Origin of the sequence: Veillonella sp. CAG:933 (assembly GCF_000431435.1) — a bacterium.
GTDB lineage: Bacteria > Bacillota > Negativicutes > Veillonellales > Veillonellaceae > Veillonella_A.
This window is the reverse complement of record NZ_HF986121.1, coordinates 1-16,190: the sequence shown is the minus strand read 5'-3', so window position 1 is coordinate 16,190 and position 16,190 is coordinate 1. Positions and strand designations below refer to the sequence as shown.

Annotated in this window: 12 protein-coding genes and 1 pseudogene; all 13 read right to left on the bottom strand. The window is 41.6% G+C overall.

Annotated elements, in window-relative coordinates; all coding sequences use genetic code 11:
• Positions 1–54 precede the first annotated feature (54 nt).
• The 13 genes and pseudogenes from QZL64_RS01005 to QZL64_RS00950 all read right to left on the bottom strand — a co-directional run bounded on the left by QZL64_RS01005 (position 55) and on the right by QZL64_RS00950 (position 15,501).
• A complete protein-coding gene (locus QZL64_RS01005) occupies positions 55–450 on the bottom strand; it encodes a cytidine deaminase (protein WP_021840199.1) in 396 nt (131 codons plus the stop codon).
• A gap of 79 nt (positions 451–529) precedes the next feature.
• Complete coding sequence (locus QZL64_RS01000) at positions 530–1,870, bottom strand: pyrimidine-nucleoside phosphorylase (RefSeq protein ID WP_296309098.1); 1,341 nt, start codon at positions 1,868–1,870, stop codon at positions 530–532.
• 74 nt (positions 1,871–1,944) lie between these two features.
• Complete coding sequence (deoC, locus tag QZL64_RS00995) at positions 1,945–2,637, bottom strand: deoxyribose-phosphate aldolase (RefSeq protein WP_021840197.1); 693 nt, start codon at positions 2,635–2,637, stop codon at positions 1,945–1,947.
• A gap of 112 nt (positions 2,638–2,749) precedes the next feature.
• Positions 2,750–3,370: a 3'-5' exonuclease gene (locus tag QZL64_RS00990; RefSeq protein ID WP_021840196.1), complete on the bottom strand. Its 621-nt coding sequence runs from the start codon at positions 3,368–3,370 to the stop codon at positions 2,750–2,752.
• A gap of 461 nt (positions 3,371–3,831) precedes the next feature.
• Positions 3,832–4,938 carry an NADH-dependent flavin oxidoreductase gene (locus QZL64_RS00985; RefSeq protein WP_021840195.1) on the bottom strand — a complete coding sequence of 369 codons (1,107 nt, stop codon included), beginning with the start codon at positions 4,936–4,938 and terminating at the stop codon, positions 3,832–3,834.
• Between the two features lie 261 nt (positions 4,939–5,199).
• Positions 5,200–5,565, bottom strand: a complete 366-nt coding sequence (locus tag QZL64_RS00980; protein ID WP_021840194.1) for a MarR family winged helix-turn-helix transcriptional regulator — start codon at positions 5,563–5,565, stop codon at positions 5,200–5,202.
• 184 nt (positions 5,566–5,749) lie between these two features.
• Positions 5,750–7,009, bottom strand: a complete 1,260-nt coding sequence (larA, locus tag QZL64_RS00975) for a nickel-dependent lactate racemase (protein ID WP_021840193.1) — start codon at positions 7,007–7,009, stop codon at positions 5,750–5,752.
• Positions 7,010–7,039: 30 nt separating this feature from the next.
• A complete protein-coding gene (locus tag QZL64_RS00970; protein WP_021840192.1) occupies positions 7,040–7,543 on the bottom strand; it encodes a GNAT family N-acetyltransferase in 504 nt (167 codons plus the stop codon).
• 160 nt (positions 7,544–7,703) lie between these two features.
• Positions 7,704–10,448, bottom strand: coding sequence for a YadA-like family protein (locus QZL64_RS00965; protein ID WP_021840191.1), 2,745 nt, complete (start codon positions 10,446–10,448; stop codon positions 7,704–7,706).
• A gap of 1,199 nt (positions 10,449–11,647) precedes the next feature.
• Positions 11,648–13,501, bottom strand: a complete 1,854-nt coding sequence (locus QZL64_RS00960) for a YadA-like family protein (RefSeq protein WP_021840190.1) — start codon at positions 13,499–13,501, stop codon at positions 11,648–11,650.
• A gap of 27 nt (positions 13,502–13,528) precedes the next feature.
• Positions 13,529–13,615, bottom strand: a pseudogene (locus tag QZL64_RS14625) (hypothetical protein); the annotation flags it as partial.
• A 164-nt stretch (positions 13,616–13,779) separates the two neighbouring features.
• Positions 13,780–14,466, bottom strand: a complete 687-nt coding sequence (locus tag QZL64_RS14525; protein WP_368397420.1) for a hypothetical protein — start codon at positions 14,464–14,466, stop codon at positions 13,780–13,782.
• 81 nt (positions 14,467–14,547) lie between these two features.
• Positions 14,548–15,501 (bottom strand): ESPR domain-containing protein, encoded by a 954-nt coding sequence (locus QZL64_RS00950; RefSeq protein ID WP_021840188.1) that lies wholly within the window; start codon positions 15,499–15,501, stop codon positions 14,548–14,550.
• Positions 15,502–16,190: the final 689 nt, after the last annotated feature.

Here is a 16,190-nt window from a genome sequence, read left to right as displayed (position 1 = left end):
GCCACACACACTTTTTGTCCTATAAGCCCGAAGCGACGCATAAACATGTGTGAATCACTCCAAATCCTTCGGTCCGAAGCTGTGCGGTAACATTTCGTCCATGGTATAGCTTATAATATGTCCTGCTTCATCTTCCAGCAAAATCTGCGGAATATCGAACTCTAACATCACCTGGCGGCAAGCTCCGCAAGGCATGCATGGATTACTTTTCAGACCTACAATGGCAATAGCCTTGAACGCTGTGTACCCTTTAGCAATTGCCGTCTGAATGGCACCTCGTTCAGCGCACATGGTAAGGCCGTACGACGCATTTTCTACATTACAACCGGTTATGACCGTGCCGTTTTCACTGAGTAAAGCTGCCCCTACGGCGAAGTTTGAATAGGGACTATACGAATGGAGCGCCGCTTCTTTCGCCGCCTCAATTAATGTTTGTTCCCAAGTGGCCATGATTGCCTCCCCTATAATCAGACGATGAGTATTTCACTCGCAAATTATGTCAAAACCAACAATTCACCGAATTAGCCAACTATACATACCGTTCCGTACCGTCAGCCGTAACTCTGGCAAATACCAACGGTCGTTTTACCGGTGGTGTGGCTTCAATCGTCAAAGCATTTACATAACGCGTTTCACCTTCTGCTAAAGTGCTTTCATTACCACTTTGCAGGTATGCAATAGTTTCACCCGCTTCGACCGCATCACCGGTCTTTTTAAGCATCCAAATGCCCGCCTTGTAATCAAGTGCATCCGTCTTCGTATAACGGCCGGCCCCCAAGGCTAAGGCCGCTCGACCGCAGGCTTCTGCGTCCATGTGGGTGATGTAGCCTGTTTTAGGTGCCAGTACGGCTTTTTTATAGGCTGCTTCGGCAAAGGCCGGTTCTGTCAAAACGGTCGCATCACCACCTTGAGCTTTAACCATTTCGACGAATTTTTCAAAACTGCGACCACTCTTTAATGTGCCTTCCGCCAAAGTTACACAGTCTTCATAAGCACCTTTGCCCCCAAGGTACAGCATATTGGCGGCGAGGGTTATGGATTCGTGAATTAAATCTTCCGGACCGTTACCGCGCAGAACTTCCACGACTTCCGCAATTTCGGTGGCGTTGCCTATGGCCTGACCCAAAGGCCTATCCATATCGGTAATGAGAGCCACTGTTTGACGCCCGTTATGATGACCGATAGCCACCATCGTTTCCGCCAGTTGCACCGCATCATCCAGCGTTTTCATAAAAGCCCCACTGCCCACTTTAACATCCAAGAGAATCGCGTCGCTGCCGGCCGCCAGCTTCTTACTCATCACGGACGATGCAATGAGGGGTATGCTGTCCACCGTGCCCGTCACATCACGAAGGGCATACATGAGTTTATCGGCGGGCGCCAAATTACCGGATTGTCCCGTAACGGCTACGCCTACTTTTTTGACAATATTAAAGAAGTTTTCTTTATCTAGCGCCACATTCACGTGCGGAATAGATTCCAATTTATCGATGGTACCGCCTGTGTGACCGAGACCACGGCCCGACATTTTAGCGACGGGCACACCGCAAGCGGCCACGATTGAGGCAATAATAAACGTCGTTTTATCCCCCACACCGCCGGTGCTGTGCTTGTCCACCTTAATGCCCGGAATAGGACTCAAGTCAATCTGTTCCCCCGACTCAGCCATAATCATGGTCAAATCCGCCGTTTCCATATCGGTCATGCCTTGGAAATACACCGCCATGAGCCACGCACTCATCTGATAATCGGGAATATCGCCTTTTACATAATTATCGATAATATATTTCAACTCTGCCTTTGTATGAGCCAGGCCGTTACGTTTTTTGATAATCAATTCATTCATATGCATAGTATCACCTGTTTTCATGAAAACCACAGTAGCGATCTCATGTTATTAATTGTCATACATGGCAGCTACTAATGCCTAAATGCTGCATCTGCTTAAAATGTTTCGTCTAAACGATTGGCCAAAAGACCTACGGCTGCACTGGCGCCAATACGGTCACAACCGGCCGCCAAATACGCCACCATATCTTCAATAGAACGAATGCCGCCGGCTGCTTTTATCTTAACATTCGGACCGATATGTTTTTTAAATAAAAGCACGTCATCAAGCGTAGCCCCGGCTGTGCCAAAACCGGTGGAGGTTTTAATATAATCGGCACCGCCATCCGTTACCGCTTGACAAAGAGCGATTTTCTCAGCCTCCGTCAAATAGCAGGTCTCAATGATAACCTTAAGCACCTTGTCGCCGCAGGCCTCTTTAACGGCCTTAATTTCTTCCACTACATTGGCGTAATGACCGTTTTTAACCATGCCAAGGTTGATAACCATATCCACTTCGGACGCACCGTCTGCTATGGCCGCTTTTGCTTCAGCCACTTTGACAGCGGTTGTCATGTAACCGAGAGGAAACCCGATAACCGTGCAGATAGTCACTTCTTCGCCGTATTTTTCAAACACCGGCTTCACATAGGCCGGCGGAATGCAAACGGAGGCAGTTTCAAACTCCACTGCCTCTTCCACCAATTGCTGAATAGCCGCCCAATCGGCCGTCGCCTTCAATAAAGTATGGTCCACATGTTTTAAAATTTCTCGTCCCGTATATTTCATTACTGCCGCTTTGCCGCTCATACGCCACCCCGCATCATATTAACTTTATATTAAAATTGACGCCACCGGTATTATACCGGCAGCCCGAAAACTACTACTAAATACACTTGCGCTACCGGCGCCAAATAGCTTCTTAGAAGAACGACATCTGTTCACCCGATGCTTCTTCTTTTACTTTTTCACGACGATCGTCCGTAATAAAGGATTCCTTAGCCAGACCGATGTTTGCCAATAATTGGTCCATAGATTGAACCCCACGCTTTTTAGCGGCCGCAATGGCTACCTGCGCGCAAATTTCCGCATCATCCAACGCATAGTGATGCTTGAATTCATAGCCTAAGTAAGCCGCCAAGGTATTTAATTTATGGTTTTGCAAATCAGGCCAAACCCGTTTGGAGATTTTTACCGTACAGGTATAATCAAGCTCCGGCCATTCAATATTATAATGATCGAGGGTAGCACGTAACACGCCGATATCAAACTTCGCATTATGAGCGATAACTAATTTGCCTTTCAAGTGATTTTCGTAAATAGCCGGCCATAATTTATCAAACGTCGGTTTATCCATTACATCTTTCGGCAAAATCTCGTGAATAGCGATACATTCTTCATCAAACTGCATGAACGGCGGCTTGATAAGACTGTAGCCGCGTTTGGTAATCTGACCGTTTTCAACAGTCACTACCGCCAACGAACAGGCACTGTTGGCGTATTTATTGGCTGTTTCAAAGTCAATGGCAACAAAATTTAACATATATAAACTCCTTTTATTGTGAATCAAATAATCAATGTACTTTTATTTCCAGGCATTAATAAGGCCACTCGTCACAATATGGACTGATACAAAAGCCTTTCCTATGCCGCTACTATATCGAAACATCTACCTTTTATTATACTCCATATGATAGGTTTTATCATCTGTTTATACATAAAAAAGTTTTTTTACAATCGAATAGATATGGTCCGGCTTCACCTCCGTAGGAATACAAAAACACCGCAAGTGACGCGCATGGCCTCTCACCCATACGCGCCGTCTTACGGTGTATTGTGCAATATTAAAATTTTAACAGTAATTCTATTTATTTAAACTTCCGCTCGCGGAAGGTGCAATATTAAGTCTTTCAGTTTATATCTATATAAAAGCCAAAGGCTGAGGTCATATCAAAGGCAACTGCTGCCTGTTTTCAATTCAATTCTAAAACAATTTATGCTATCTTATTTAACTAATAAGTGTGGGGTCTTCATTTCCATGAAGGCGTAAGTCCCCGGTGCAATCATGAGTAAATCGCGATCTTGTTGATTCAATTTAGTACGGATTTCGCTGTCACGGTTAGCCAAAATTTTGCGGAACCATTTAGGATCAATCAATACACCGGTACCGATAGCGGCAATATCGGAGTATTTGAGCGCCGCTTCCACGTCTTCACGAGTGTGAATATCGCCTACGGAAATGAGCGGTAAACGACCGTTAATTTTTTCATACACATACTGCAACATAGATTTGTCGGCATACTTTGCTATATCAGTAGCACGGTCATAGCGCGTTAAGGAAATGTGGAGATAATCCAATTCTTTGTCGGCCAATTTATCAACGAGCCACAAGGTTTCTTCCAAGTTGAAGCCCGGATCGGTTTCTTCACGCGGGGAGAAACGATAGCCTACGATGAAGTCTTTATGGCCCGATTCTTTTACCACGCCAAGGACACCATCTACGACACGTTCAATGAAGGTGTAGCGTTTTTCCATGGAGCCGCCCCATTTGTCGGTACGACGATTGGAATGTGGTGAAAAGAACTGATGCAATAAGTAATGGTTAGCACCATGAAGTTCAACGCCGTCAAAACCGGCTTTAATGGCACGAACCGTAGCGGCTTTGAAGTTTTCAATGATTTCTTCGATTTCATCGTTAGTAAGTTCACGAGGCACTTCGGAGCCTGCGCGGCCTGCTGCATAGGCACTCGGCGCTACCGGTTGTTCACCGCCCAATGTCTTGCGGTCAGACATACGGCCTGCATGGAAAATCTGAAGAATAGCTTTCGTGCCGTTTTCTTTCATGGTAGCCGCTAATTTCGAAAGACCCGGAAGGAATTTATCATCATACACACCGAGTTCACCGGTCCAGCCGAGACCGTTCTCTTGGATGTTCGCTACGCCCGTAATGAATAGGCCCGCACCGCCGGTACGCATGCCGTAATAAGCAATTTCATCACCCGTTACCGAGCCGTCGTAATAACTCATACGCGTCGTCATCGGTGGAATCGCCAAACGATTCTTTAATACGACACCATTTCTTAATTTTACTTGTTCCGTTAACTGTTTCATCGGTCAATCTCCTTTTTGCTGACTATGACGGCTTTTAAACGTCATTATCTCTTCTCTATCTGAACAATAGTGTTGCCTATTGGAATTTTCACCACAAGCATGCCTTTATCAATATGCATGCTCATGCATGTATCTATGTAAAAAAAATATATGTAAACAACCTAAGCAGTAATCACGTCTCATTACTGCTTAGATTGGAATTACTGACAGCTACTTAACTTCATAGCCCGCCGTTTATCGGTCGGTTGTACTCATACAGCCTTACTTATAATAACGCTGCAGTACTTCTTCTACCACTGTTTTCGCTTCTGTCAGTCTCTTCAAACCACAATCCGTAATGGCAATATAAACGCCTCGTTTATCACAATCGCAATCGACTCGTCGAATCGAGCCGCAATTGCTACCTTCCATGCGAACGATCATACGCGACATAGCACTTTGGCTAAGCCCCATATATTCTTGCAATATATTCAAACGCATTTTCTTTTCTTCGCTGTGCGCCAAAAAGTATAATACGTAATACCCGTTTAATGTTAATGATGTTCTCGCTTCCAACTCTTTGCTCAAAGCATCGGTTATATCTTTAACTCGTCTTATATCGGCTAACCATTGATCCATGAAAGCCATCGACTCACCTCCTCTAAATGCATGCACATGCATTTACTTTGTTTAGTATAAAGCATGTTCTGAAAAAATGCAACCCCTAAATTTAAATTTTTCTATCTTTTAAACTTAGGGGCGCTTCTCTTATTTATTCAGCTGTATTGAGTATTCAGTTTTCTTAAAAATCCGTATACTGCGTCGATTTTGCTTATTTTAAAATCGGCACGGTGTACGAGCCATGAGGCATAAGCAAGATTTCCGCATCGTTACCGAGCTTTGCCTCAGCGAGCTTCAAAGCTTCCTCTAAAGAGTGAACCGGTGTGAAAAAGGCTTTACGAGCATAATCGTCATCGAGGCTCGACATCAGGTAGAAGTCGGCTTTTTTCATTAAACGAGTAACGGCATAGGCTTTATGACGACCGATTTGGAAATCGTGACGCACCGAATCTTCGATGGCCTGAATAGAATGAAAATCATTCACGGTTTGGTCAAAAATCGGCGAACCGGAACCTTCGCGGCATTCAGCCAATAAGATTACCACACCGCCCGGTGCCACGGCACGAACCGCATTATCCATGGTCTTTTGGGACTGATAAATATTAATATCCTTCGGATAACCACCGGTTGAGGCAATAACAATCGGCGCCTGACGTTCAATGACAACGCCGTTTTGCGAATTCACAAAGTCACAGGCTGCTTTATGAGCGGAAATATAGTGCCCCGCAAATACACCGGTAAATTCTTTTTCACCATTCAATACTACGTTCAGTAAGAAGGTAGGTGGGCACATGGCCACGCCTTCCATTTGATCATCATAGATAGGGTTCCCTTCCAAATGACCAAGTGTTGCTTTATCATCGAGCATTAAGCTGTGGTTTTGACGAATCGTTTCATAAGAGGCTACGCCCGGCAAAATGGCTTTACGCCCGCCGCCGAAACCGGCAAAGAAGTGATGGACCACGGAACCGGTACAGATAATATGGTCTGCTTCGACTACATGACGATTGAGCCAAACGTCGGTACCAAAAGACGTCGTACCAACATGAACGAAATCTTCCTTTTTCTTAGCGCTGGAGTTGTACATAGCCACACGACCGGCTGCTTCCATCCCCACTTCACTAATCATTTCAGCCTCTGTCATATCACGATGTGTCCCTAAAGCGAAAACTATCTTAATATTTTCATCAGGAATCCCCACTTCGTTCAATTCATCCAGAATAATTGGCATGAAAACATGGGTATTGGCAATACGGGTCGTATCATTGGCGATGATAGCCACCGTTTCACCGGCTTTAAAAAGCTCTTTGAACGGTTTGGAATCAATGGGATGGGCCAAAGCCTCTTTGATGGCCGCTTCCGGATCTTCAATGACCGGCGTTTCCGCCATATGTAATTCCCCAATAATACGTTTTTCATCCAAACGGCAGTCAATCATTTGATCGCCATAGTGAAATGAGTAAGTTTTCATGCGTAAGCCCTCCATTTAACGCTTATAGTATTACACCAGTAATGTATATGTCTCCGTATCTTGATAACGGCCCTGTTTGATGCCTACTTCAGGCACGGTTCCGGAGAAAGTAAAGTTAAATTTATTATGTAATGATACACTCGCCTCATTGCCCGCCGTAATTACGGATACAACGAGATGTATGGATTCATCGTCTTTGGCCATTTGCAAAATATCCCCCATCAAGCGACTTGCTACCCCTTTACCGCGGTAATTCGGGTCGATGTAGATAGATAATTCGACCGTGCTGGCATAAGCTTCTTTGCTGCGATATTCGGACAGTGTTGCATAGCCGCAAACCTTACCGTCAATTTCAGCCACCAAAAGCGGATGGTTTTTAATGTTATGGTTTTCAAACCAAGTAGTCCATTCATCAATGGTACGAGGCTCAAGGTCTAAGGTTGCTACGCCGTGTACCACTTCATAGTTATAAATGTCTAATAATTCCGGAATGTCTTTACGTTCGCCACGGCGAACTGTAATCTCTGCTTTCATGTAAAACACCTCTTCTTCTCAAATTTGTTATAAACAATTATAGCACATGGGGAGATAATTGGGGTAAAAAGGTATAACTCTATAAATATAAAAAGGACACGGCCAAGATTCGGTCGTGTCCTAAATTATATAACTGTTATATATTCAATTATTCTTAAGCTTATTTAGCAATAGCTGCTTCCAATTTAGCCAAACGTGCTTTCAATTCGTCGTTGTCGGCTTGTAAAGAAGCAATATTCTTATCTTGCGCTTCTAATTTATTAGCCATTTCAGTTTTGCTCATATTGTTATATGGGGAAGATTCACCGAATTTGAAGGAAACACCGGCATTATACATGTTGTCGTTGTTACCTACAGCGGTAGCAAAGTTAAACATGATGTCGTTGTTCGGACGATAGAACGCACCGATAGCCGCAGCTGTTTCACTCTTATAGGCACCCATACCAACGGCAAAGGTTAATTTTTCATTAGAATCAAAGTCTAATGGATGTAAAGCGGCTAACGCAGCAGCACCGGCAGCGACTTTATTGACTTCCGTTCCCAAACGGGAAATCTGTTGGCTGTTATTCATGGTTTCAGAAGCCACGTTATCGATAGATTTTTGTAATTCATCACGAACTGTAACAACCTGATTAACGGTGGCTGCATTATGAGAACCGGAAACTAAATCAGATTCGCCAACGTTTTGAATAACTTGATTATTGGCATTGATGCCTTCGTTGGTAATGTAAGTGTTGCCACCAACGGAAATGCTGTTTTCTACTTTAAGCTCTTTGTTCAAAGAAAGGCTGAAATCATTTTTACCGTTTTCTTTAACTTGAATGTTGCCATCGCCGGTGATTTTAGTTGGAGTAACTAAACCGTTAACTTGTCCTAAAGCATCTTTCAATTGACCTTCGGTAGCAGCACGGTCGGCTTGAACTTTAGTAGGATCCCAAGTTGTATTAGTAAGACCGGTAATAGTGCTGGCACCGTCTTTAGTACCAATGGAAACATCACCAGCCTTAATGGTGTCACCGAGGCTTACTTTAAGACCTTTGCTTGCATCTTTAGGGTCCACTTGTTCTACTACTACACCAGTGGTATCATCTCCGACAATATTTAAAGTGCCATTACCGTTAACAATGTTATCTACACGAGTATTAAGATTATTAATCTTAGTTGTGTTTTCAGCAATATTTTTAGTATTATTATCGATTTGAACAATTGTATCTTTATTTAAATCTACAACTACAGCATTTTTATCTGCATTGTAGGTAACAGCAGTTTTAGTACCATCGGCAAAGTTTACAATACCATTTTTACCGATAACGTTTGCTTTATTGCCATTAACTTTTAGTTCCCAAGCACCGGCTTTGCTTAAATCTTCATCGGTAATACCTAATACTGTTTTCCATTTGTTAATATTAGTGTCACCTGTCAAGTTGCTGGCATCGACTTTTACAAAGGTATCACCTAATGTATTAGTAATGCCGTCTTTGTTGAGAGAGTACGTGATTGTATTACCGTCAATAGTTGCATTAACATTGGCATCACCGGCAAACGTAATGGTTGGTGCGGTATCACCACCAAGTGCAATCTTAGTAGTCTTATCGCCTACAGCCACATTAAAACCGGCTTGTAATTTAGTGATATTGTCACCATTAGTTGTAGTTGCGGTGTCAATCGTGCTTACTTTATTGGCAACAGTTTTTAACTGTGCTACGTTAACAGCATCTGTGTCTTCTGTTCCGGCAGCAACATTAATAATTTGACGAGTGTTGCCATTTGAACCTACACTAACAGCACTATAGGTGGATTTATAGGTGGATAAGAGAGAATCCTTGACGGTTACATCAGATTCTGAAATGTTATTTGCCTTTTCATAAGCTCGTAAATCTGTAATAGCTGTGTCTTTAGCACTTTCTAATTTTTTAAGGGTATTAAAATCCTCTTGACGATCAGCTTCAGTCGCATAGGTTTTTGCTGTCATTGTAGCTACTTGATCATCATAAGCCTTTAATTTTGTAACATAATCCTGACGTAAATTTTGCCAATCAGTATATGTATCCTTGTATTTATCATAAAATGCAATTACACCATCAATAACAGTCTGATTACCGGTTGCGTTTGCCAAGGCTATATCAGAAGCCATAGAATTAGGATTTGTAGATAATTTTGTGTTCAATTCATCATTTAATGGAACATAGCCATAAGAGCTATTCCCACGATTTGCATTCGAAAATTGTCCTAACGCCACACCGCCACCACGAATGGGATCATAGGCTGCACTACCCGTAGTAGCACCGCTACCTAAAGCCGTACCACCATACAATGCATTAGAAAAATCACCTACAGCCGTACCAATTCGATAAGACTGAGCATTGTACCCCATCGCTATACCATCAATAGCCGAAGCTCCATTCCCGATGGCCATGGCAAACTCCGTCTGAGTAACATCAGCAAATTTATTACTTACATTCCAACGGGAAGAGCTGGCATTATTACCGATAGCAATACCACCTACTGCACGCGAATCAATACCTACTACGGTAGATTTTGAATTACTATAGTTATTATAACCGACGGCAACGCCACCCACTAAAGCTTGGTTTAGTTTACCAACAGCCGTACCACCAACAACTATGGCAACATTATTTTCTGAATCCCATACTGAGGAAGTTGTTGCTCTGTTACCTGTGCCTATTACAGTTGCGTCATTACTAGCATAGTTATCAAACCCAATCGTGGTGGTAAGTTTACCATCTGATGTAGCAAATTTATTAGGGTGAGTTGTGCCCGATGTTAAATCAAGACTTTCTGCTGATGCCAAGGAATAACTACTGATTAACGCTAAAACGGCAGCTGCAATCCTAGGCGTAATTTTTTTTGCTTTTTTGGATATACATAATTTTTGATGTAACATAAATACCACTCCTAATAAACTTACTATTGTACTACTTAGTCAAAGCAAATTCTAAAATCAATTTTTAATGATTAATTCATTAATCCTTAATTCTTAACTATAATAGTCCTATTTAGATTAAATTTCAAGACTTTAATTTTTTAATGAAGACCTATCATCTCTGATATACACGCATTGAAAAAGTAGGATATATTAGATAACTTTTATGGAAATTAGATGAATTTTTGTAATAATTTATATTTTATGCGGTTTAGTTACTACTTGATAAGAATAATATTTTTCAATTATGAAAAATAATTACATTTAACAAGTTCATATTATTATGTGTTTTGTAAATGTTTTATAAAATAAATTTATAAGATTTTACATTTCTTTTACATTTAAATTTTAACAAATTGCAAGTAGTTGTTAGTCCCATAAAATAAGGGGATATTAACGAACTGGTAAAAATGATTGAACTCACATCTGTATATTGATATCTATTTTTATTTTCGGAAGTTTCAGATGTATTTATTAGGTGAAATGGCATACTATAAATCAATGAGTGGAAATAAAAAAACACACCGGAGGGTGTGTTGAAGGGATTGTATATGATTTAGGATGTTGGCGTATAGCAGCGATAGAGGCTGTTATAGGCTATCATGTGGTGCTAAGGGCGGAAGTGGCTTAATGCTCTATTGATTTAGTGCGTGGCCGCATTGCTTGATTTTAGTGACTTTTTTAGTGCTAAGAAGGCTAGAGGAAGAAAGCTCTATTGATTTAGGGCGTGACCGCATTGCTTCGCTCGCTGCGGTAGTAGGAATACTATCATTTGATGCTAGGGGGCTAGGGGCTAGTGGCTTAATGCTCTATTGATTTAGTGGCATACCGCATTGCTTCGCTCGCTGTGGTGGAGGGAGTTCGTAACCCTGAGTACGTCCAGCTCTAATCAGCGACTACCTATCATTCGTACGCAGTCACGCTATATATGCTTCCCGTTCGGATGCTGTGGATTTTGCTACGCAAAATCTTACGCCCCGAACTACGCGATTCGCTATAATTTATGCGTCGTTTCACTCCTTTAAATTATGCTCTCTGCGTTTTAAAAAAGCCACACACACTTTTTGTCCTATAAGCCTAAATTTTTTCACGATTTGATTATTTTTTTACACGAACACGTTCTACCGTCGGATTACCATCTTTGTCCGTATGAACGGCATCTACTGTGAAGCGTTCCAATTCAGGGGCAAATTCGGTAAGAATCTTATCGACAAAGTAGCACCGTTGAGCATGGCATCGTATAGCATTTGAGCAAATTCATAACGGGTCAACGGACGATCGCCGGCAAAGTTGCCATCCGCATTGCCCTTAATCATGCCGTTACCGGCGAGTACGGCAACGTATTCATAGGCCCAATGATTCTGCGGTACATCCGGGAAGAGTTGCAGTTTGGATGTATCAATCTTACGACCTGCATTGGAGTCGAGCATCGCTGATTTCAGAGCTTCCAATTCTCGGCGTAAGTCTTTAATTTCTTTGGCCATGGCTACCTTGGAGGTAGACACATTGTTGCCTTGACCGACTTTAAGGGAAATCCCCGCATTTACCATGCTGTTACCGTTACCTATCGTACCGCCTACGCTGAACATAGTGTCTTCGTTAGGACGATAGAAAGCACCTAAGGCTACGGAGTTTTCACCACGATAGTGACCGTAACCGGCAGTAACGTCCCATTTATCATCCGGATCGAAGTCTAATGGGTGTAACGCTGCCAAAGCGGCGGCACCGGCACCTACTTTGTCGATACGGTTGTCTAATTCGTTTACTTTGCCGCCGAGGTTAACGATAGCGTTGCTGTTATTGATAACTTGTTCATTCACGCCTTGAAGTTGTTCTTCAGTAGCGGCACGACCTACGGTTGCAAAATCTTCGGCCGTTAAGGTAGTATTCGTTAAGCCTGTTACTTCACCGTCAGCACCGTTTAAAGCAATAACCCCGACTTCACCCATACCGGTAGTGCCGTTAAGGGATACGGCTTTACCTTCTTCAGTGCCTAAGTTGAATGTACCGGCTTCACCGTTAATGACGGCTTTTGTATTACCTTCGCCGATAGTAATCTTATTGTTAAGACCGAATTTTAATTTTGCATTGTCTTTACGTACAAATACGTTCTGGTTGCCTTCCGCATTTATGTAGCCGCCAAAGTCTATGGTAGTATCTTTACCTACTGTTGTTTTGTTTTCTTCATTGGCGGTTATGTTCCAGCCCGTATAGGCACTGTTTTTAATATCTGTAATGGCTGCATTTAATTGTTCTTCCGTAGCAGCACGACCTACGGTTGCAAAGTCTTTACCATCAAGTTTTACATTGGTTAAACCCTTAACTTCGCCGGTAGAACCATCGACATTTACACGGCCTATATCGGCTTTGCCTGCTTGGCCATCGATTGATACATTTTTACCTACATTTACAATAGCACTTGTGCCATCAATTGCTACTTTGTTGTCTCCGGTGCCTACTTGTACTGAAGCATTATCTCCATCGATAGTTACCTTATTGTCACCGGTACCAACATTAATTGAAGTATTAAGGTCAAAAGTTAAATTAGTATCTTTCTGAGCTACGACGATATTCTGATGACCGGTAGTGTCTTTAACACCGGAGAAGTCTACTTTACCTTTGCTGGCTACGGCAACACCATCCGCACCGTTAGCAGATACAGTCCAACCTTTATAGGATTTTTGGTCTATATCAGACATAGCGGCACTTAATTGTTCTTCCGTTGCGGCACGGCCTACTTTGGCAAAATCTTCTACTTCAAGTGTTTTATTTGTTAAGCCCGTAATATAACCTTTAGTGCCGTCGATTTTAATAGGGTTGCCGGCACCGATAGTAACGACATCGTTCAACTTAATGTTATAGTCCGTTACATTTGTTGTAGCATCTTCTGTCGGTGTTAAAACGAAGTTATCATCCACACTTACACTGGCACCTTTAGCATTAACGGTATATTGTTTTTTACCGTCAGCATCAGTACCGGGCTCTACTGAAGCAATATTTGTCCCTGCTAGCACACTACCACCGGCGGCCGCAATTTGATCGGTTAAATCATTGGTTAAGTGATAGATTTGTTGACCGTTGATGGCGTCGTAGGAAGTAGCAGAAATACGACCTTTGGCTACGTTGATGATACGGCGTTTATTAGAAGAGTCACCAACAGAGAGAATACCATAAGAACCGTCCTGATCGGAGATATTCCATTTTTTATTGTAGAAATCACCTAAATCAGTTTGAAAAGTTTTTAAATTTGCCGACGTAAAGATATCAGTTGTTTTTACTTTGCTGCTGTAACCTAAAGCCGTACTGTATTTTGTATCAGCTTCAACAGCTGAACTTCTGCCAATTGCCGTGCCACCGGAGCTCTAACCTTAGATTCAGAGCCAACAATGGTAGCCCATTTTACATTGTCCGGAACAACTGATTTATACCCACCGATAAAGGAGTAATCTGCGCTAGTACCAATGGTTGATTCCGCCCCTATTACGGTACCATAATAACTACTGCTCTTCGTTTTATAACCAACTAATGATGAACGATCAGAGCGTTCGGCAATTTCGGCTTGGCTACCGATTGCCACACTATATCCGGTGTTAACTTTAGTATGATAACCCATTGCAACTGACCAGCTAATATTACCAGGTTTTGTAGTTACTGCCGCCCCGGTACCAAAAGCAAAGTTATCTGACCCGGTAGCATTAGCCCCAGATCCAATTGCGATTGAGCTTGTAGAATTGGCTTTAGCACCAACACCAACAGCAAGACCACTTTGTGCACCATCTTTAACATTTGCGCCATTACCAATTGCTATACCATTTTCAGCACTTCCGCCGACCTTAGATTGAAAGCCAAGAGCAACTGCATAGCGACTAAAATTTTCTTTATCGATACCAATTGTTGCCTCATTACCGAGAGCAATACTAGAGCGTCCCGATACAGATGATTCATATCCTACTGCAGTACCATACCAAGTGCCATCAATAACTTTTGCAATAGAACCTACCGCAGTACTGTGAGGAGCATCAGACCCAATACTAGTACCGGTGCCTCCAATTGCAAGAGATTAGTCAGATTGACTACCAATCGTCACCTTATGGCCCATAATAGTAGTCCAGTCAGTTTCGTCATCAACTCTAGTGCCATCTGAACCTATAGCAATCGAGTGATCTGCATTATCACCTATAGAAACTTGATTACCTATTACAATATCAACTCCAGCAGAGTAGACATCATTCCCTATTTTTGAATTGTACCCAAGAATAATACTTCCCGGTGATTCATTCGTTTTTTTAGAACCGATAACAACCGAATTATTACTTCCAGGGCCTCTTGCGATTGTTTCTCCATCTCGAGGGAGTGCACCATTCTTAATTTCATGGCCTATAATTACAGACCCATCTGTATTTCTCCCGAATTTCATACCATTACCGATAGCAATAGAATCATTAATTCCTTGGGTTACGTTATTGTTACTCCCAATAAAAATAGATCTGCCAATGTGCTCCGTAGAAGTATTATTATTTCCAAAAATAAGTGTATCTTTATATTCTCTATAAAAGCCATTGGGTTTTGTATATATTTGATTATTATTGCCAATAATCCATGAGTACTTTGTTACAGAAATGGCATTACCATCCCCGATAACATAATCATAGCCACTTGAAGATCCCAATGTATTCGTATCACCGGTAACCTTATTATTTCTAGTATTTACCGTATTTTCATCACCGAGTACTTTATTATTTTCAGCATACTGCCCCATTGTGTTTGCAGTATCAATATGGGCCGTAAAATTCCCTTTGCCATCAGTAGCTGTCGTCCATGCTCCGTTAGTAGCTGCATCTACACTCATTCCACTTATACCAGCAGTTAGTGCCAAAGTGGCTAGCAACACTCCAACCTTACGAACTGCCCCTACAGAACTACTGGAATTCTTTGTACATTTGCGTGCCAATTCAGATACTACAACATACTGATTGCTTACTTTACTCCATATAACCTTGTAAATCTTATTCATAATCGTTCCCCTTTATCCCTCACAACGAAATAAATAAGTAATCTTACTGTACTGCTATATCATCCTCCTATTATTTTGTTAAAACTATATCCGGCATTAATTATTAATGCTTAATACCATAAAACAACTAAATACCATATTCTCCATATTAATTTGAATTCTATTATATTTCATCTTAACTTTATAATAGCATCAAAATTTAAGTGATTCAACGATACTATTCAGTTTGTGAAATTTTAATGTCAAAAATTATAATATTCAACTTATTATAAAATCAATTAAGTAGGAATAGTCTTGATTTATACAGTTTTATTTATTTTATACGATGTGATGCAATAGTGATACATTTATCAAATAAATCTCCATATTATTAAAAAATCGGATAATGTATTAACTCACAATTTATATTATTCTTCATTGTTAGCTCATTATCCTTCTTTCGTATTGTACATTGGTAAAGTTTAGCGTTCTATTTGTTGATTAATAGTGTATAAAATAGCAATGGTTAATAAAAAACACACCGGAGAAGGTGTGTAGGAAATATTATTCTATTTATAGTGCAGAGTATAGTGACTATTAATAGTAATACTGACTTAGAGGCATACAGCATTGCTTCGCTTGGTGGTCTTAATTAGTGACCAAGAGGGCTAGAGGGAAAAAGCGCTATTGATTTAGGGCGTGACCGCATT

Excerpts from the sequence above, each read along its gene's own strand:
- QZL64_RS01000 (WP_296309098.1), bottom strand. The coding sequence starts at position 1,870 with ATGAAAACAGGTGATACTATGCATATGAATGAATTGATTATCAAAAAA.
- QZL64_RS00970 (WP_021840192.1), bottom strand. The coding sequence starts at position 7,543 with ATGAAAGCAGAGATTACAGTTCGCCGTGGCGAACGTAAAGACATTCCG.
- deoC (WP_021840197.1), bottom strand. The coding sequence starts at position 2,637 with ATGAGCGGCAAAGCGGCAGTAATGAAATATACGGGACGAGAAATTTTA.
- QZL64_RS01005 (WP_021840199.1), bottom strand. The coding sequence starts at position 450 with ATGGCCACTTGGGAACAAACATTAATTGAGGCGGCGAAAGAAGCGGCG.
- QZL64_RS00985 (WP_021840195.1), bottom strand. The coding sequence starts at position 4,938 with ATGAAACAGTTAACGGAACAAGTAAAATTAAGAAATGGTGTCGTATTA.
- QZL64_RS00980 (WP_021840194.1), bottom strand. The coding sequence starts at position 5,565 with ATGGCTTTCATGGATCAATGGTTAGCCGATATAAGACGAGTTAAAGAT.
- QZL64_RS00950 (WP_021840188.1), bottom strand. The coding sequence starts at position 15,501 with ATGAATAAGATTTACAAGGTTATATGGAGTAAAGTAAGCAATCAGTAT.
- larA (WP_021840193.1), bottom strand. The coding sequence starts at position 7,009 with ATGAAAACTTACTCATTTCACTATGGCGATCAAATGATTGACTGCCGT.
- QZL64_RS00965 (WP_021840191.1), bottom strand. The coding sequence starts at position 10,448 with ATGTTACATCAAAAATTATGTATATCCAAAAAAGCAAAAAAAATTACG.
- QZL64_RS00990 (WP_021840196.1), bottom strand. The coding sequence starts at position 3,370 with ATGTTAAATTTTGTTGCCATTGACTTTGAAACAGCCAATAAATACGCC.